The 17,725-nt window shown below is 43.4% G+C and carries 23 protein-coding genes; 1 reads left to right on the forward strand and 22 read right to left on the reverse strand.

Features of this window, described 5'->3' with window-relative positions; translation table 11 throughout:
- Positions 1–294 precede the first annotated feature (294 nt).
- Complete coding sequence (locus AACL30_RS13150) at positions 295–1,122, forward strand: hypothetical protein (protein WP_339056900.1); 828 nt, start codon at positions 295–297, stop codon at positions 1,120–1,122.
- On the opposite strand, the gene AACL30_RS13155 is transcribed toward AACL30_RS13150, so the two are convergent.
- The 22 genes from AACL30_RS13155 to AACL30_RS13255 all read right to left on the reverse strand — a co-directional run bounded on the left by AACL30_RS13155 (position 1,119) and on the right by AACL30_RS13255 (position 17,705).
- Positions 1,119–2,177: an EscU/YscU/HrcU family type III secretion system export apparatus switch protein gene (locus AACL30_RS13155; RefSeq protein WP_339056901.1), complete on the reverse strand. Its 1,059-nt coding sequence runs from the start codon at positions 2,175–2,177 to the stop codon at positions 1,119–1,121. The genes AACL30_RS13150 and AACL30_RS13155 overlap by 4 nt on opposite strands.
- Complete coding sequence (sctT, locus tag AACL30_RS13160; RefSeq protein ID WP_339056902.1) at positions 2,170–2,976, reverse strand: type III secretion system export apparatus subunit SctT; 807 nt, start codon at positions 2,974–2,976, stop codon at positions 2,170–2,172. Before sctT ends, AACL30_RS13155 begins: the two co-directional genes overlap by 8 nt.
- Position 2,977: 1 nt before the next feature.
- Complete coding sequence (locus tag AACL30_RS13165; RefSeq protein WP_006705036.1) at positions 2,978–3,247, reverse strand: EscS/YscS/HrcS family type III secretion system export apparatus protein; 270 nt, start codon at positions 3,245–3,247, stop codon at positions 2,978–2,980.
- Positions 3,244–3,894: a type III secretion system export apparatus subunit SctR gene (sctR, locus tag AACL30_RS13170; protein WP_339056903.1), complete on the reverse strand. Its 651-nt coding sequence runs from the start codon at positions 3,892–3,894 to the stop codon at positions 3,244–3,246. The genes AACL30_RS13165 and sctR overlap by 4 nt, the downstream gene beginning before the upstream one ends.
- Before the next feature lie 67 nt (positions 3,895–3,961).
- The gene (locus AACL30_RS13175) at positions 3,962–4,933 is read right to left on the reverse strand and encodes a YscQ/HrcQ family type III secretion apparatus protein (RefSeq protein ID WP_339056904.1); all 972 of its coding nucleotides are present in this window, start codon (positions 4,931–4,933) and stop codon (positions 3,962–3,964) included.
- On the reverse strand, positions 4,911–5,297 hold the full coding sequence (locus AACL30_RS13180) for a hypothetical protein (RefSeq protein ID WP_339056905.1): 387 nt from the start codon (positions 5,295–5,297) through the stop codon (positions 4,911–4,913). The genes AACL30_RS13175 and AACL30_RS13180 overlap by 23 nt, the downstream gene beginning before the upstream one ends.
- Complete coding sequence (locus AACL30_RS13185) at positions 5,278–5,646, reverse strand: type III secretion protein (protein ID WP_339056906.1); 369 nt, start codon at positions 5,644–5,646, stop codon at positions 5,278–5,280. Before AACL30_RS13185 ends, AACL30_RS13180 begins: the two co-directional genes overlap by 20 nt.
- Positions 5,647–5,657: 11 nt before the next feature.
- Complete coding sequence (locus tag AACL30_RS13190) at positions 5,658–6,983, reverse strand: EscN/YscN/HrcN family type III secretion system ATPase (RefSeq protein WP_339056907.1); 1,326 nt, start codon at positions 6,981–6,983, stop codon at positions 5,658–5,660.
- Positions 6,970–9,018, reverse strand: a complete 2,049-nt coding sequence (locus AACL30_RS13195; RefSeq protein WP_422389551.1) for an EscV/YscV/HrcV family type III secretion system export apparatus protein — start codon at positions 9,016–9,018, stop codon at positions 6,970–6,972. Before AACL30_RS13195 ends, AACL30_RS13190 begins: the two co-directional genes overlap by 14 nt.
- Positions 9,015–9,386: a type III secretion system protein gene (locus tag AACL30_RS13200; RefSeq protein ID WP_339056909.1), complete on the reverse strand. Its 372-nt coding sequence runs from the start codon at positions 9,384–9,386 to the stop codon at positions 9,015–9,017. Before AACL30_RS13200 ends, AACL30_RS13195 begins: the two co-directional genes overlap by 4 nt.
- A 62-nt stretch (positions 9,387–9,448) precedes the next feature.
- On the reverse strand, positions 9,449–10,426 hold the full coding sequence (locus AACL30_RS13205) for a TyeA family type III secretion system gatekeeper subunit (RefSeq protein ID WP_339056910.1): 978 nt from the start codon (positions 10,424–10,426) through the stop codon (positions 9,449–9,451).
- Positions 10,427–11,065, reverse strand: a complete 639-nt coding sequence (gene sctL, locus AACL30_RS13210) for a type III secretion system stator protein SctL (protein ID WP_339056911.1) — start codon at positions 11,063–11,065, stop codon at positions 10,427–10,429. It lies immediately after the preceding gene.
- Entirely contained in the window at positions 11,062–11,661 is a 600-nt protein-coding gene (locus tag AACL30_RS13215; RefSeq protein ID WP_339056912.1) for a type III secretion system domain-containing protein, read from the reverse strand. Before AACL30_RS13215 ends, sctL begins: the two co-directional genes overlap by 4 nt.
- A gap of 12 nt (positions 11,662–11,673) precedes the next feature.
- The gene (sctJ, locus tag AACL30_RS13220; protein WP_339056913.1) at positions 11,674–12,405 is read right to left on the reverse strand and encodes a type III secretion system inner membrane ring lipoprotein SctJ; all 732 of its coding nucleotides are present in this window, start codon (positions 12,403–12,405) and stop codon (positions 11,674–11,676) included.
- A complete protein-coding gene (locus AACL30_RS13225; protein ID WP_339056914.1) occupies positions 12,402–12,698 on the reverse strand; it encodes a hypothetical protein in 297 nt (98 codons plus the stop codon). The genes sctJ and AACL30_RS13225 overlap by 4 nt, the downstream gene beginning before the upstream one ends.
- A 67-nt stretch (positions 12,699–12,765) precedes the next feature.
- A complete protein-coding gene (locus tag AACL30_RS13230) occupies positions 12,766–13,029 on the reverse strand; it encodes an EscG/YscG/SsaH family type III secretion system needle protein co-chaperone (protein WP_339056915.1) in 264 nt (87 codons plus the stop codon).
- 11 nt (positions 13,030–13,040) lie between these two features.
- Positions 13,041–13,262: an EscF/YscF/HrpA family type III secretion system needle major subunit gene (locus tag AACL30_RS16560; protein ID WP_422389552.1), complete on the reverse strand. Its 222-nt coding sequence runs from the start codon at positions 13,260–13,262 to the stop codon at positions 13,041–13,043.
- Between the two features lie 10 nt (positions 13,263–13,272).
- The gene (locus AACL30_RS13235) at positions 13,273–13,968 is read right to left on the reverse strand and encodes an AraC family transcriptional regulator (protein WP_339056916.1); all 696 of its coding nucleotides are present in this window, start codon (positions 13,966–13,968) and stop codon (positions 13,273–13,275) included.
- 320 nt (positions 13,969–14,288) lie between these two features.
- A complete protein-coding gene (locus tag AACL30_RS13240; RefSeq protein WP_339056917.1) occupies positions 14,289–14,717 on the reverse strand; it encodes a hypothetical protein in 429 nt (142 codons plus the stop codon).
- 363 nt (positions 14,718–15,080) lie between these two features.
- A complete protein-coding gene (locus AACL30_RS13245; RefSeq protein WP_339056918.1) occupies positions 15,081–15,686 on the reverse strand; it encodes a type III effector protein in 606 nt (201 codons plus the stop codon).
- A 10-nt stretch (positions 15,687–15,696) separates the two neighbouring features.
- Positions 15,697–17,160 (reverse strand): type III secretion system translocon subunit SctE, encoded by a 1,464-nt coding sequence (sctE, locus tag AACL30_RS13250; RefSeq protein ID WP_339056919.1) that lies wholly within the window; start codon positions 17,158–17,160, stop codon positions 15,697–15,699.
- 101 nt (positions 17,161–17,261) lie between these two features.
- Positions 17,262–17,705 carry a SycD/LcrH family type III secretion system chaperone gene (locus tag AACL30_RS13255; RefSeq protein ID WP_339056920.1) on the reverse strand — a complete coding sequence of 148 codons (444 nt, stop codon included), beginning with the start codon at positions 17,703–17,705 and terminating at the stop codon, positions 17,262–17,264.
- Positions 17,706–17,725 lie beyond the last annotated feature (20 nt).

Below are 17,725 nucleotides of genomic sequence, written 5' to 3' on the forward strand. Positions count from 1 at the left end.
TAAAGTAGCAAAAAGTGGTCAATCTAAAGTAGCGTTGACACCTTTCACCATCTCAGCCAAAAAGGGGGCAATTGCTTAAATAAAAGTCGAATCTCTGACGATGGAAAAAAGCTCATTTTACGCCTTTGTTTACCTGTCAACACCGGTTGGATTGATATACAGGCAAACCATGCTCCAAAGCATGGGCTTTATTTTCCCGGGTTTTCCTCAACATTAGCGCTCGAAAATATCAACGATGGCGATAGTCTCAATACCCCCTATGCGTACCGGCAGCTCGCATTTAAAGTGACAGAATTGGAAGTTCAATATAATAAAAAAGAAGCGAATACGAATACTAGCGAAGCGGGTGTCTTTTCTTGTAACAGGCGCTCTGGTGATACGCCTTGTTATGAAATCCTGCCGGTCAATAGTGCTGTTGCTCTAAAAAATATTAGCATCACCGCTGAATTAACCCTGCCAAATCCATTAACCATGGAAAGCGGTATTTATATTACGAATGACGATTTGAATCTTGATTTGGGCGAAACCTTTTCACCCTGGTTACCTGATGTGCTCTTCGGTCTTAATTTCTACTTTAGAATTAATCACGAACTCAGAATAACGCCTCAGGCCGGTGCTAATTCGTCAGTATTACTGGCACCTAAACAGGGCTGGGAGAATATTAGCTATAACGAAAAAAAACCGATTAGCCTCATTGCTCGCAGTAATTTTGGTATTTCGTCTTCAGGTCCTTTCACTGTTTATCTTAAATGTGATCAGACAGAAGAGGAGCATTGTGCGATACGAAGCGATCGCGATCCCAGTATTACCGTGCCTGTTGAGAGTTATCTGACGTTACCGGTGAATATCAATCAAGAAAAGGTGAGTAAGCAGCTACTCAAGGTCGGTAAGGATTTGGAGAATAATATTTTTAATACCATTAATAGGGTACAAAATGGCTCCGGTCATATCGATTTTAAAGTGAAGCCATTTCATGTTGATAATATGATCAAGCGTGGAGCGGATACCTATAGAGGGACGGTCACTGTGATATTTGATTCAGACCTGTGTTCAGCACCGCTGGAAAATCATATTAAAAACGAGCTGTTTGAACGCCGAGTGACCGACGCCGCTATGCCCTAGCTTTTTTCATCATCATCATCGGTTTGATAAGCCAATACCATCCGTAATAATGTTGCTACCGGTTCAAACAATTTTTCAGGGATGGTGTTGCCACAATCAACATCTCGATAGAGCGCTCGTGCCAAGGCGACATTCTCGATCACCGGGACACCGGCTCGCTCGGCCAGTTTAATAATGGTCTTGGCCATTTCATGGTGGCCTTTTTCAAGCACTATAGGTAGCGGTGCCTCTTCAGGATGATAAAACAAACAGACAGCAAAATGAGTCGGATTACGTACCACTGCCGTTGAGCGATTCACATTGGTGGATAGACTTCCGCTTTGTATTTGTTGCTGTAGCTCTCGCCGTTTTTGTTTGATATGTGGATCACCTTCACTGTCTTTAAATTCCCTCTTGATTTCTTCAGGCGACATTTTTAGTTGTTTCATAACGCTATGACGTTGAAAAGAATAATCAAGCAAAGCAAAGAGTAGGTAACAGGCAATTAACGATCCCAGTAACCAACTCATTAGAGTGCCAAATACCGGCATAGCACAGATACTGCCGCAATAGGATAAATAGCCAAAGGTGGGAGCATAACGACTGAGTAAATAGCCGAAAATTAACGACAATGAAACAATTTTAATCAGTGATTTTCCTAATTCAAATAGACTGCGAAACGAAACTAAATTACGTAAATTATTAATAGGATTAATACGCTCTCCTTTAATAGAGAGTGCTTTGGGTGCCCATAATGGTCCAATTTGGCTGATCCCCATTAATAACGTTATTATGATTAAAGCACCGCCTAATATTCCGGTTATATGCATCAGCAAAGCCGTGGCTTCCGCGCCGATGCGTAATGCAGCAATATTCATTGGTTGGCTTAATTGCTCAATACTACTACGTATTAAAGCGGCGGCTTGATCGATTAAGTCATTGCCGGTCAATGTAAAATAAATTAATACCACCACCAGTTGCGCACCCGAGGTAATTTCAACACTTTTGATTACCTGTCCTTTTTCACGAGCATCTTTAATTTTTTTAGGCGTGGGTTTTTCATTTTTTTCAGCCACTTTCTGCCCCTTTTTTTTCTTCTTTTTTTAGTGACTGAATCAAAACACTCATCTCTTTCTCAATATGACTCACCTGAGATAAATAATGATGGAATGCTAAAGGTAAGCCGATAAGTAATAAAAATAATGCCATAGCGCTTTTTATTGGCATAGCGAGAAAAAAAACATTGAGTTGTTGCGCCGAACGGTTAATTAATCCCAGTGCGAGATCGGTTAATAACATCACCAATAATGCAGGCAGAGCAAAAGTTAAACACAATTCAAACATTAATTTCCACTGTACTCTGATAAAGGTAAAAAAGGCATCAGACAGCGTGATGCCTTGCCCAGTGGGGAGTATTTTATAAGAGCCATACAGCACCAAGAGTAATTGGTTAAAACCACCGGATATTAAAAACAATACGGATAAAATTTGCGTAAACAAAATACCAAAAATAGAAGACTGCATACCCATGGTAGGGTTAAGTAATGTCGCCATGGTGGCACCACGTAACGTATCAATCAAAAATCCTGCCATATCTATCGCCCAAAATGGCAACGCAGCAAAAAAACCAATAATGATACCAATCAATAATTCGATCATGATGATCGAGCACCACAGCATGATGGAACTCGAATGGATCAGTGGCGATGAAAAAAACATTGGGGTCATGGGCAAGGCAATGGCAACCACTAAACCATTGCGCAGTAAACTGCTCCCCAGGCTCCTCGCGGTGAACAGCGGTAAAATCAATAGGATCCCCAAGGGTCTCATCATCGCTAGCGCCAGGGCGACCACCCAAAACAAGTATTCTTCCATGCTAGTTGCGCATGCTGCCAATTTGTAAAAAAACTTGCTGGGTATAATTGAGCAAGGTGCTACCCATCCAATGATAACTAACCAATAATGTGATAGATACCGCCAATAGCTTGATTAAAAACTGTAATGTTTGATCCTGTATTTGCGTTAATGCTTGAAATAAGCTGATGATTAACCCCACTGCTGAAGCGACCACCACCACAGGCATTGAAAGCATTAGTACAATCCAGAGTACTTGAGTGGCAAGTTGAACAACAATAGCCTCACTCATGCGTATGATCCTACTAATTGCCCCAGCAACAAATGCCATCCCCCTACCATAATAAAGATCAGCAGTTTAAAGGGGAGTGAGATAGTCATCGGTGATACCATCATCATTCCCATCGCTAACAATATATTAGAAACAATTAAATCGATGGCAACAAAAGGCAGGTAAAGCAATAACCCTATTTTAAATGCCTCGGTCAATTGACTGACCGTAAAGGCGGGCATCATGATAAGTAATGAATCTGGCTTAATTTTATCGCGATATTTTTCTGGCCAATCCTTTTTAATAATTTCAGTAAAGAAATTCGTTTGCTCAACTGAGGTATTACGCACTAAAAAGGCGCGATAAGGCACCAAGGCTTTTTCATCGATATGCTGTATAAAAGCCCCGATGTCATCCGGAAGTTCCTCACCTTGCAGGCGGTCATACACATCGAATCCGACTGGCGCCATAATAAATAACGTTAATACCAGTGCCAAACCATAAATAGCGATATTGGGCGGAACTTGTTGCACACCCAGTGCATTACGTAGCAAAGAAAAAACCACTGATAATTTTAAAAAGGCGGTTCCCATTACCATTAATAAAGGCAAAATAGATAATAACGACAGCAAAAAAATCAATTTATAGGAGGTGTTGAGTAGTTCCATGCCGATTCCACTAGGGTATTAATTTTATGTTCAAAATCTCTTGAGCGACGCTCAAGAGATTTCGAGTCTATTTCAGCGCCCACTGATCAATCCTCACCACCAATTCTTCTCCACAACGTACTAGATTGCCAGAGCCAACCTGTTGTCCATCTAATCGGATGCCGACTTCGCCATAGCAGGCACTTTTACAGGCTAATGTCTGCCCCACGCTAAGCGCTTTAATATCTTCTATTTTCATGTCGAGGCGACCGATTTCCATTACCAAGGTTTTTTTCAACGCATCCAAGGAAACCGAATGTAAATTTTCCACCGCGGATCCGGCAGTAGTATCCGTATCCAAGTGCAGTAATTCATCAATATCCTGATTAATGTTTTGTATTGTCATTTGGTTTTCCTCGCTTAACCTGATGTAAAACTGCGGCTCACCCAGCTGCCACAACCAACAGCAGTTATTTTCTAGATCGGCGGCGGCACACACACGTAGCCCATCGCCCACCTTTATCGTGCGTAATTGCGTCAAAGACAAACGACACCAACCGGCGACTAATCCACATTGATAGCTTAATGATTGTGATTTAGATCCTGATGAAGATGGCTGATCGCTAGGCCAATCGGTGAAAATTTTATGTAATTTCATCAGCGGCCAGTCAAACAATACCGCATTAAATTGCTGGTTTTCTAAGCTAAATGTGCATACCACTGCCCATTGTTTCAAGAGGTCGTATGGGCGGGATAGCTGGTTGCTGACGACCAATAATGGCAATACGCGCTGGAGAGAAGAAAGCAGCCAATGAGACATGCCAACCAATAAATCGTTGTTTAAACAGTTGGGATCGGAGACAGCAAGTACAGATTCAAGCCAGCTTGCCCATTCTTGTTCAGATAACCAAATGCCACAGTTAACGCCCTCGATGCTGACTGGCAAACAGACACCCTTCCCTTCCATCATCTTAAAGGTTGTAGTGACTGCCCCTTGCGTGCGTCCATTGCCTATTAATGCACTTAATTCCTTCAATTCAGGGGACAGTGTCAACAGCATCAATGACCTCCAACTCACAAGGAATGCCGAGCTGTATCAAGCTACGCTGCCAACGTTTTTTAACACTTAAGACACGTTTTTTTGTTTTATTATTAGGGCAAAAAAGCTGTAACAGAATTCCATTTCCCCTCAGATGAACACGAATAAGTGTTCCATTGAGTACCCCTGAAGTAATGCGGTAATTCGCCCATTGCTCCGCTGGTAACAATTCGCTCTGAGTCGCGTTTTTCTTCACCAATTTAGGACATGAATCTAAACGTAAATGACGCAAAAAACGTTCTCGCTTTCGAGAGCCATCCTCTGTTTGATTATTACCGATGCTTTGCCATAAGGGTATGGCTCCTTCAATATCGACTCGACTCATCTTTAATCAGTATCCGTAGTTTTTCCTGTTCCAGCAGATTACGCTGTAATAATGTTCGAAGCGCTTCTACTTTAATTGCAAGCTGCTTATTTTCTTCAAGATATTGAGTAATTTGCGCCTGTTGGCTACGTTCTTGTTGATAAATTAAATGCAGCTGATTTTTTTGTTCACTGAATTCCCTCGGTGCTAACAAACCACACCATTGGGTCAGCTCTCGCAGTTGCTGACATAAATTTTGACGTTCAGTCCGCGAACTTTCTATTCGCGCCTCCAGTTCAAGCTGCTCATTACAATGCTCGGCAATGCTACGACGTAAACTTTGCTCCCTTCGTGCGCGTATCGTTAACAAACGGTTTAAAGTTAGGATCCCAGCACTTGTGCTAGCTGACTTAGTGTTTTTTCCAGATCGCAACGCTCATGTCTCCCCTGTTGCAAAAATGCACAAACGGCAGGGTAACGTTTTAATGCTTCATCGGCCTCCGGATCTTGGCCGGTTTTATATTCCCCTACTCTGACCAATAATTCGATTTCTTGATAACGCGCTTGTATTAAACGTAATTTTTGCGCCAATGCCATATGTTTGGCTGAAACCACCTGCGGCATAATTCGGCTAACACTGGCGGCAATATCAATCGCAGGATAATGTCCAGCGCCGGCAAGTTGTCGCGATAAAACGATGTGACCATCCAATAGTGAGCGTACTTCGTCGGCCACGGGTTCGTTCATATCATCGCCTTCAACCAGTACCGTGTAAAATGCCGTGATACTCCCGCGAGCACTGTTGCCTGTTCTTTCTAATAAACGCGGCATCGCCGCAAATACGCTAGGGGGAAAACTGCCCGCCGCCGGGGCTTCACCGGCCGCCAAACCGATTTCACGTGCCGCTCTAGCATAACGTGTTAGTGAATCTACCATCAGCAACACTTTCAACCCTCGCTCGCGAAAATATTCAGCAATGGTGGTACCAGTGTAAACGCCTTTTAATCTTTCTAACGCCGGGCGATCAGAAGTGGCAACCACAACGACCGTACGAGTACGTGCCTCAGGGGTCAAAACTTGCTCGAGAAATTCTCGCACTTCCCGTCCTCGCTCCCCGATCAGCGCTAACACCATGACATCGGCGTCACTGTTTTCACACAACATACTCAGCAAGGTACTTTTTCCGACTCCCGCGGCGGCAAAAATACCAATGCGCTGCCCTTCGCCACAGCACAACATGGCATCTATTGAGCGAATACCAGTAATAAACGGTTTTTCTATCGGCTTACGGGTTAATGGATCAGGGGGAGAATTATCTAGCTCACGCCAATGCCCCTTTAATGAAGGACCGTCATCTATCGGTTGTCCTAGACCATCGAGAATGCGGCCTTTTAGCCTTGATCCGACGGCCACTCGATGCGCATGTTTTAAAGGTGACACGCTTTGGCCACTACTTAATCCATCGGAAGAAGAAAAAGGTGACAATAATGCCACTTGCTGTTCGATAGCGACCACTTCAGCCAATGTGCCAACAGGCTCTATGCGACAAAGCTCCCCCATGCTGACACCAGGTAAACTCGCGCGCAGCAATGTGGGGCCAACATCCATTATTGAGCCGCTGTAATTAAGGCCGGTGGGCGGCGCGGTTGTAAAGCACAATCGCTGCTGTAAACTGGCGCTCAGTTGCTTAATATCAGGTAATTCCATCCAGCTCTTCTCCAATCAGCTCGACCATACCGACAACTTTAATATTAATTTCATCCCCCAATTCTTGCCAGGACAGCACGGGCTGAGCAAACATCTCATGTTCGATAATTTTGCGTAAAAAACGACGCACATCAACAGAAGTTAGCAACACTGCGCCATCATGCTCTGCAATGGCCGTTTTGATTTTCGTTAAAATCAAACGTGATTGTGGAGGGTCAAGTGATGAATAAGTCCCCGCTGAGGTCTGGCGGATAGATTCACGGATAAGGTTTTCTACCCCTTCACCAATGCGTAATGCGGACAACCAGTTGTTGCCCTTACCAAAGCGAAAGCATAAATGACGGCGCAGCGCAATGCGCACGTACTCGGTTAACATGATGACGTCTTTTTCTTTTGGCGCCCATTCCACCAGCGCACCAAAAATAGTACGTAAATCGCGAATGGAGATACCTTCTTCTACTAAGCGTCTTAAAATTTCAGTTATTTTTCCCACCGGCATCTGGCGTTGCAATTCTTTCACTAATTCGGCGTAACGTCCTTCCATCGCATCCATTAAGTAACGTGTTTCTTGTACGCCAATAAATTCTGAAGTATGTCGTTCCAATACCCGTTTTAAACAGGAAATAATACGCTGACGTCCCTCGGCACAAGGGAGACCCAAGGTGATTGCACGTTCTTTTTGTGCTGCCTGGATCCAATGCAATGCACCCATATTATGCGGCAGCATGTCAGTCCGTGATTCCAATTGCGCACTGGACTCCTGTAGCAGTAAATCATCATGTGGTAACACTAATGTCAGTACCGGCTCTTGATAAACACGAATCGATATGCTGTTATTTTCCAAAGCGGGATCACAACGAACAACCACTTCAGGCAGTGGAACGCCGAGGTATTCAAAACGTTGCCAACGTAGTCCATCTACTTCCCGTTTTAGATCATCGTGATAGAGATTAGTGGCGCAATACAACATCAGGGGTACCGCACCTGGTGTCATCTCTGCGCCCTCTTTATAATCTGACGCTGCACCGTCCACACCCAGTATATTGCCTGGACGACGTTTTTTGCGATAAATCAAAAATGCTGGCATGGCAATAAGCGCTGCCAACCCGGCAAAATCAATAAAAGGAAAGCCTGGTAATAACGCAAACATCAGCAGCAAACCCGCCGCCATCCACAAGGCTTCAGGCTGTCGAACCACTTGACTGGCTAAATCTCTCGCTAAACTCTGTTTTTCTTCCGCCGGAACCCGCGTCACAATAATCCCTGCCGTAATGGAAATCAGTAATGAAGGGATTTGCGCCGCTAGCCCATCACCGACAGACAGCACCGCATAAATTTGTACCGCTTCCCCTGCTGACATTTCATGCTGAAACACACCAATGATGGCAATACCACCAATAATATTGACCAGGATCACGATGATCCCGGCGATGGCGTCACCTTTAACAAATTTCATCGCCCCGTCCATGGCACCAAACAGACGGCTTTCTTTTTGCACACGAGCACGTTGACGGCCGGCTTCAGCCGCATCGATAACACCGGCGCGTAAATCACCGTCAATACTCATTTGTTTACCCGGCATGCCATCAAGCGAGAAGCGTGCACTGACTTCTGCTACTCGTTCAGAGCCTTTGGTGATCACAATAAATTGCACGACAGTGATAATGGTGAAAATGATCAAACCGACAGCAAGATTTCCGCCTACAACAAATTGACCAAACGCCTCAACAATTTCTCCGGCATCATGTTGTAGTAATACTAACCGACTGGTACTAATGGTTAATGCTAGTCGATATAAAGTCGTGATCAGCAGTAATGAGGGAAAAACGGAAAAATCCAAAGGATCACGTAAATAAATAGCGATCATCAGTAAGGTGACAGAAAGCGCCAAGTTAATCACAATCAACACATCAACCAGGGCAGTCGGTAACGGCAGGATCATCATGAAAATGGCGACTAATAACATAATGGCCAAAAATATATCTTGCCGATCTGCTAGTAGCGTTAGCGCACGTTTAACGGGCTCAAGCATCATGACCATTCGCCTTCGAGAGTTTTAAGTAATGCATATTGTTGCTTATAAATTTGATACCAAAATTCAGCGCCTGACGCGGTATGAGGACAGCAACTTACCATGATGCCAATACTGAGCAGATAGATGCGCTGCGGAATACCGTAAAACCGTTCAAGGCGCCAACGTTGTTGCAGGGTGCGTAATTCTTCTAGGTTTGCCTGCGGATTTAAACGCCCGGTGGTGAGCAATATTCTCTGTTGATGAACCTCAACAAACACCGCTCTTTGACCAATGCGCCATTCCATACAGGGTTTAACTTCGGTATAGGGCAATTCTGCGAAACGAAAAAATAACTGCAAATTACGAACCACCACTAGATCCATGTCCATTATTGTTGATGCTCCGTTTTAAGAGCCTGTAAATCTTTTGTGCTCGCTTAGGTCACACCCATTTAAGGATAATAATTCAGCAAAATTTCTAATATCTGCTCACGTTGCTCATCGTCATTAAAATGAGCAGCAGGCATCAATTTAAACAACTCATGCAAACGCAGGAGAAAATTAGGTTGTTGCTGTGGAGATAAATGCTGCAAATTAGCTAATCGATGTTGTAAACATTCTTTAAATAACCAGGGTTGTCCGACAATAGCTAACACTTCTTGCAAAACAATGTCGCCCTCTAACCCGCAGGCGTCACCAACATGCTTACAATGATCTTCCAATCCAAGAAACAAGAGTAATCGACGTAGTTGACTCAATATCGCTGCCAATCGATGACCCCGTTTAGTGGTAGGCTGGGTACTCATATCGAATGCTAATGCACGCAACAAGACCAAAACCTTACGTTTACGATCTTTCCAATGGCTAACACGTTTAAACCATTTATCGAGCGATTGCTTTTCTTCCTCATCAATACTTTGTTGAAACAAGTGTTTCACTGCACGCAATGAATCGGCATTAAGAGAGCCAAACTCTAATAGCCCAAACAGTTCAACTTCCCAACCGGCTTCTTCCATCAACTCAGATAATTCTTGCAACAAGGTTTTACGTTGCGCGGGATCATTCCAATATTGCCGTAAAAACGCGCCGACCTGTAACATTTTTGCCGCGCGCGCCAATTCGCTATCTTGGTTAGGAAGCGGAGATGACAGTAAGTTTTTCCCCTCACTATGCCCCGCCATATGTTCAATAATTTTGAGAAATTCTCGCTGTCTACAGGCGTCACGACGTGTCTTTTTGGTCTGTTGATCGTCTTGCACTTTTGATCCAAACAGAAGCCCGATATCGTCTTGAGTATCTTGCAACGACAGGGCTGCCTCCGCTTCTTTCATTGCTGAAGTCGGGGGTTGAATTGCCGTCCCTACTGAATGAGCAAATTCAGAGGGCGACGAACCTGTAGAATGAGTAGGATTGATCGGTTGAGTCGTCATTTAATGTTCATCCGGTAATATTGCAGAAGATTCATGCAACCATGCAAGCAATTGGGATAAATGATCACTCAGTGATATTTTTAATGAAAGCAACGGAGAGGCTAAAACAGCCTGATCAACCTCCAAGCTGGCATCCGCTTGTAGCGTCAGCCGATCCCCCAGTGCTTTTGTCAACGAGTCAATTTGCTGAGGATGTACCCTTAGTGTGATCAAACCCTGCTGTGCCATTTCTTCTACTTGGTCAGTTAAGCGCGCGAGCAAAATTTTGTCGACGGACTGCTGACCCGCCCAAGATTGTATCACCGAGGTGAGCGCTTGCATGATACGACTACGCACTTGCTCTACCAACCGGATATCGAGCTGTTCAGCTTCTACCAACCAATTAACATGTTGTTGTAAAACTTTTTTTTCCATTTCAGCCCGCGCCAACTGCATCGTCTCTGTTGCCTGTTGTTGTGCAGCCGCCAATAATGCGGTTTTTTCTTTTTCTGCTTGTTGCAAAATTAATTGCGCGCGGGCGTGTGCTTGTGCTTCTATTTCCATGCCACTGTCTATTTTTTTTACTGTCTCGGCAGGAATATAAAGCCCAAGCGGTAAAACATAATCTCGCTTTGCTATCTCAATATGAAAAACATTCACAATAAACGCTCCAGCCTGGCTAACCAGAGATCGGCCGAGGGTAACCATATTGCTCGTGGTAAAGGCGGTAATAAAATGGATAACGCTTGCCAAGTAATTGCTGCTGAACTGGTTGCATGCAAAATACCTCGACCTAGTTGTAATGCGATAGAGGGTAATATTTCTGGGCTCAATATCGCCGCGCGTTCGCCCGGACAACCAATACCAAGAAGTTGGCACACATCCTCATCATTGAGTATAGGATACAGCGCTTGCCGATAGTGACGGATGCGTAAATAATCACTACATCTTAGACTCACCAGTCCCAATGCCATACAAACCGCATCTAACCTGGGCTCTAGCGCCATTTGTGCTTTTTGTTTATTCGTCAACACCGCCGGCAGCGGTTGTTTTGGAAATCCGCGCCAGTCAATTAACTGACGATTTAAAATATTATCCAGCGTCTGGCAATCACCATAATGATATTTTTCACTACGCAATCCCATTTTCATCAGCCATGAAGGGTGAGCAAAACGGGCAGGCTGCCACGCGAGCTGATGTAGTCGCACTATTTTTTCATCAATAGAATTATCAGGCGTTTGGTATTTAGCCAGCATGATAAAATACCATCATTTACGTAAATACTTAGTCCAACCGAAAAATATCAAAGCAATAATCAACAGGCCGAGCACAGCGAATATGCTTTGAACCATTGTCGCGTTGGCTAATAACCATTGTAGATTCCATGCATGTGTTGATTTAGCGGGTGTAGTCTGTGCACTAAAACGAAAATTCGCCGGTTGGATCAACACACTGATTTTTTCATAAGCAATACCGGGAACCGCATCCTGCACTAAGCTTTTTATTTGTGGGCTATAGCTGGCTAAATTGACCTCAGGAGAAAATTTGATAAACACCGAGGCGGAACTGGGTACACTGACTTTTCCATCGGTTGGCGCTACCATTGCAATAGTGACATCAGCATGGATCACACCATCCATATGGCTCAACATACTCTCTAATTGCTGCTCTTTCAGGTAGATCATTTTGGCCTGTTCTTGAACCGGAGAAGTAACTAACTGATTAGAAGGGAACAGCTGATCCACCGTGGCATAACTTTTTCGTGGAAAACCATTTTGGCGCAGTAATTCAACCGCATTGATAAAGTGATCGCGCTCCACTTTCAGCCCCACTTTTCCACCTTTTTCTGACTCTTTATTGGCACTGATATTATGCAACATCAGCAAAGCCAACATCTCATTCGCTTCACCTTCGGCTAAACCGTTGTACAAATCAACCTTGCAGCCGGCCAGTGATAACACAATCCATAAAATCACTAAACCACGTTGCATTATTTTCATCCCATTTTGGTGGTCAATGTATTTATCCCACCTAAGACTTTATTGGAAAAACCCGTTGCCAGCTCTACAATGACACCTACCCGCGCCAGGTTAGCTGCATCTGCTAATACTTCCTGAGTGCCTAGTTGTATCGAGTTAGCTGAAGCTTCTGGGGCTTCCGACACTTTCTTAGGATACAGCATTTTATTGAACACGTTTCTATTTACTGCTGTATCATTAGCATCTGGAATAAATCTCGTCAGTCCAGCGATGCTAGAAAGTGCAGCGAGACCACTTATAGGATCAATAGCCATTATCATCACTCCATATGAATACTGTTTTTTTAGGATTAATTCAATCTAAACTCTGGCTTGACATGCTCTAAGAGGATGATGCAGATTCGAATAACTGGCGCAGTGCCAAAGCATCGGGTTCCTGACTCTTTTCTAACAGCTGTAAGGCTTGCTCAGATTCACCCAAACCAAACAACAGTATCGCCTGGCATGACAAACGCACTTCAGCATCTGGCACCAAAAAAGGCAGCGCCTCTAAGATAATCCTCACTTCTTTGTGTAAGCCATGGTTAACCCCGGCCATTGCGGCTTCAACAATCAATTGTCGACAGGATTGGGTCAATAGTGTCATTACTTATCTTCTTAGGCTGCAATCTTACTAATGATCGATCTCAGCAGATCACGGTACAATTTGATCATCGAACTGGTAAACTCGGTTATCGTCACCATTTCTTTCGTATACTTCTGCATTAGTATTTGCTGTTGCGGGTCGGAAAGATCCTTCAGATTCGTTATTTCATTTTTCACTCGCTGCATGCTGACATTACTTGCGTTTATTAATGGAACAAAGATATCTGTTGTCATCGATTTTCTCCTAATTCATCGCTGAACGTATTTGTGAAGGACATTGCTGATAACGACGGCGAAAACTATCAGAAAAGTGGGCATGATTACTAAAACCACACTCCATCGCAATATCCGCTACCCGCAAATGGGTTGAAAGTAATAACTCACACCCTTTTTTTAAACGCTGATCGAGTAACCATTGTTTCACTGACATGCCAAATTTTTGATAAAAAAGAAAATTAAGCTTACGTGTTGAAATGCCTAGCTCATCAGCGTAGCGCGAAACACTCCACGGATTAAGACTGTTCTGCTCAAAGAATTCTAGCAGCTCATTGTTAGTTCCGACGATTAAATTGAGTAAATTTGCAAAATAAATATTTTCCAGGCCTAAACAATAAAGATAAAGAAAGCGTAGCGCTACGCCGCGTTTCATCTGCGTTAATTGTTCAGTCGCCTGTATAATATCTTCAGGAGCCGGTAGTATTTTACAAAAATCAACTACCACCTTCTGATTTGGTTGTATTGATTGTTCTGCTACCGATTGGTAAAGCGAAAGTAAATCAATCGGATAACAAAATACCGTGGTTAATGTACTACGACAAAAAGTGGATGCAATGGCATTCTCTTCTGCTACTACTAGATGACCTGCGGGTATCGCACTGCACTTATCACCACACCGTAAGGTACCGTCTTGCCGGAATAAAATAAATTGAATTGATTTCATGTTACCCCCCCGGAAAAACTACTCACTCCTTACAGTGTCGTGCTGTTTTAAGGATTAATCTATCAGGTCTATACCTCATATTTTTTAATTATTGGGAATATCATCAAGAATTATTAGTTATTGGTGATAAGAATTTTTATTTATATTAGAAATGAGTAAAACAAATAAAGTATCATTTACTTTAAATAAATATAATTTATTAATTAGACCTCTTTCCAAACCGTAATTCGTTATGCGAAGTCAAGGCGCCCGGCGCACAGCAACCGGAGTGTACAAGCAGTACATGAGGATTGCGCGCACCGGGCAACGCAGGATTCGCGTCACGTAGTAGGTTTGGAAAGAGCTCTATTCTTGTGTAGAGAAAAAACCAGCCAGTCATCACCATTATCGTCGGTAGACAATACTGCCCCTTTTTTCAAAAGTATATTCATCAAGCGAACCCTTGTTTCATGTAGCTGCTGATTGAATACCTCTTTTATTATCATGCCTTTTATTTCCGTTATTTCATTCACTTCTCTGCTCATGATACGAAGAAAAGCAAATAAACTCAGTAGCCCTGTCGCAGAAGGTGCTGCATTTTCTAAACGCGTTAATTCACAGATAATCAAACTATTTTTTTCAGTACGAAAAATAATCTTATATTGTTTCAATACAAATTCGTAGCCCAATAATAGTTTACTCCCAAGAAAATAGGCAGGCTGTAAGGGTATTCTTTTCTGTTTCAAGAAATTGGCGATGGGATCGGTCATTATCTTCTCCTAAGAGGCTATTCGAAATCTTCTTGATCGACACGCAGACGAAGAAAAAAATGGACGAGAGAGAGCGAGAAAGCGCAGTTTACAGAACGTAAAGGCGTATATTTGAATCTATTTTTGACAAAAAATTGCTTGCAAAACCGTAGCCAGGGGGTGAAGTCAAGACGCACGGCACACAGCAACCTACGCTAACATGCTAATGAGGATTGTGAGAGCACCGTGCAACGCAGAAATTCACACCACCTAGTCGGTTATGCAAGCAGTCAAAGTATCAGTGAGCACAAGATATACCCTTCGCCTTTGCAGCCGCCGCGTTGTTGGCTGCGGCAACTTCAAAGACGCAGGGTATAATTTCGACTAAGAAAGACGCATCGACGCAAGTATCTTTCCCATAACATCCACGAGACTTCTTGTATTGTTGAGCATTGCACTGACCACCTCAGTCGCATTATCTAGCAGCTTCCTGGCAGAATCAGCATATGACTGCGCATTTTTCATTTGTAACTCCCCTGCAAGCTGTGAAAGATTGGCTGAGCGTGTGTCATTTGATGCAAAATATTTACCGCTACCTTCTATACTTTTCGCCCCCCCCATTCCTACTGCCATTCCAGCAGGGAATGATGAAAAAGGAAGCGTAAATAACGACAATAAGCCCCCACCAATCATTGTACCAGCTTCAATGTTGGCCGCTGTCTTGTTCTCTTCAATGGCCTGTGCTTTATTTTCATATTCAGCCTCTACGATTTCCCAGCCTTGGCTTTGCTGTACTGCTCCGTAAACACGCATGATGTCACGCAGCTTCAGCATAAGGTCATTGAGCATGAGGATAAAACTAGACACACTGGCCATCACATCTTGACTGTCCATCACATCCAGACCAGTGCCTATTTCATTGCTCTTGATACCATTATTATCTTTTGGCAAGCCAACGGATCCCACTGGATTTTGTATAACCTGTGACATAATCCCCCCCTCATGCTATTGAATTAGCAATTTTTGTCTGTAGTAAGGCATATTGATTGTTATTGCTAAATGTTCTTTCGGTCAAATCAGCATAACTTTCAACGATTTTTTTTAGCATTTTCTGATCTTGTTGTTTACTTCTTTCCGCTATGTCTAATTTATTTTGATCGAATTCTTGATTTAAAATCAGTTTTTGTATTTTTTCGGTAATATCGGCTGAGTCCCTTTTCAGTAGGCCGTTATGAATGGTCACAATGCTGCCACTGAAAAATCGTAAGTATGTTAACCATGTAAACACAATATTTTTCATGATCTTACCGCTCACCTTGGTCATTACTTTTTGCAATATCTTTTTTTCTATTTGCCCGGCGATTTCTTCTGCCGCTTCTTTGACTGCTTTTTTTGCGGTTCCCGTTATCACTTCTGCCATCGTTTTTTTTGTCGCACTGGCAAGTGCTTCCTTGAAAGCCTCTTGAGTGAAAGATTTAGTGACATCAACGATGACTAGCTCCGCCGTTTCCTGAGCAATAAAACGGGCGGTGGTATTGATAATTTGTTTCACTTCTTCTGTCGTGATGGTGTCACCTGCTTCTTTCGCCAGGTTACCGAGCATTTCACTGGTTCCTGCTTTTAATGTTTCTTCTAGCGCCGGTTTGATCATATTACGAGCGACACCAATAAGCGCGCCGCCTTTAATTAGATCGAAAAGCATCGCAGTAATTTCAAGTCCTAGCTGTATCTCTCCTTCTTTTTCGATGAATTTTTTTAATTGCTCTTTATCGCCATAACCTAAGGCGAGACACATTTCTGCAGTACCTTTACTGATGCCCGCGCACCCGGCACCAATATAAGCAAGCCCTGCCGTTATCGCCGCAATCCCTGCCACGGCAGAAAGCCCCCCCGTTAATACAGTACCAGCAAGTTCAGCCATCCCTTCAATCATCTTGCAAACACCCCACACGACTTCTGCCGCTCCGATGATCCAATCAAAAACAGCGGCACATACCCCCGCTTTTTTAGCCTTTTCACCTTGTTCAACAGCCTTAGCAATTTGCTTTTGAAAATCTTCAACCTGTTGGTCGCGTAAAAAAACTTGTAAATCGCTCGAGCGGGTGATCACTTTACTCAATACGGCATTTGAGTCCTTGGTGAATTTCGCAATAAGCATCATAACTAAGATGTTGATCCGCATGGGGTTTAAATCGTTTAAAGAAACCGTTTCTTCATGATGACTAAAAAGATGATTTAACGCTTGTTGAGCGGCGTGCGCGGAAATTTTATCCGCTCGAGGATAGTCTAAGGGATTGTCTGTCTCACTCTCACTGGGTAGATAATGGTGGCCATCCAGGGCACTGAATTCTGCCCAGTGAGCTGAATGCAATTGATTGCTACGGCTGGTTGGAGCCGAGGATTTATCCTGATCGTTGATTTTTGCCCATTCAACGGAGGGTAACCTGGTATCTATCTGTCTCATAATAAGACCTCCAATGCAGGGCGCTTTGACTTCGCACCACGAATGCCCTGGCAGCCGAAGGCAACTTCAAGGGCTTGTGGGTACAGCAGTCTTGCAAGCGTCTAATTCATCAACCCCCGTTCTGCTCTCTCACGAATGTCTTTCATTTCTGGATGAACATGGCACCAGTTTAAGGCAGCCAGAAAGGCTTTTTTGGCATAACTTTGATTACCACAAGCGCTATAACACTCACCAGCACAGCAGGCGGGCAACGGGTTATCAACACAAATCTGCCCTGCCCGACTGAAACAATAAATTGCCTGATGATACTCAGCAACCTGCTGATAACATTGCCCCAATGTTTGCCAATAGGAAAAATTCCAGTGGTCGAGGCGTATTAACAAATTAAGTAATGATTTAGCGCTTTCATACTCTCCACCCTCATACAATTGAAGACTGTACGCATATAATAAAGCTAAATCTTTAGGATCCATCTTCGCTAACATATGAAGAGAACCCCCATGACGCATAAAATTAACTAACACATCATTCAGTTGAGCGCTCATCGTTATTTCCTTATTTTAAG

The sequence above is a fragment of the Candidatus Regiella endosymbiont of Tuberolachnus salignus genome, assembly GCF_964020115.1.
GTDB classification, from domain to species: Bacteria; Pseudomonadota; Gammaproteobacteria; order Enterobacterales; family Enterobacteriaceae; genus Regiella; species Regiella insecticola.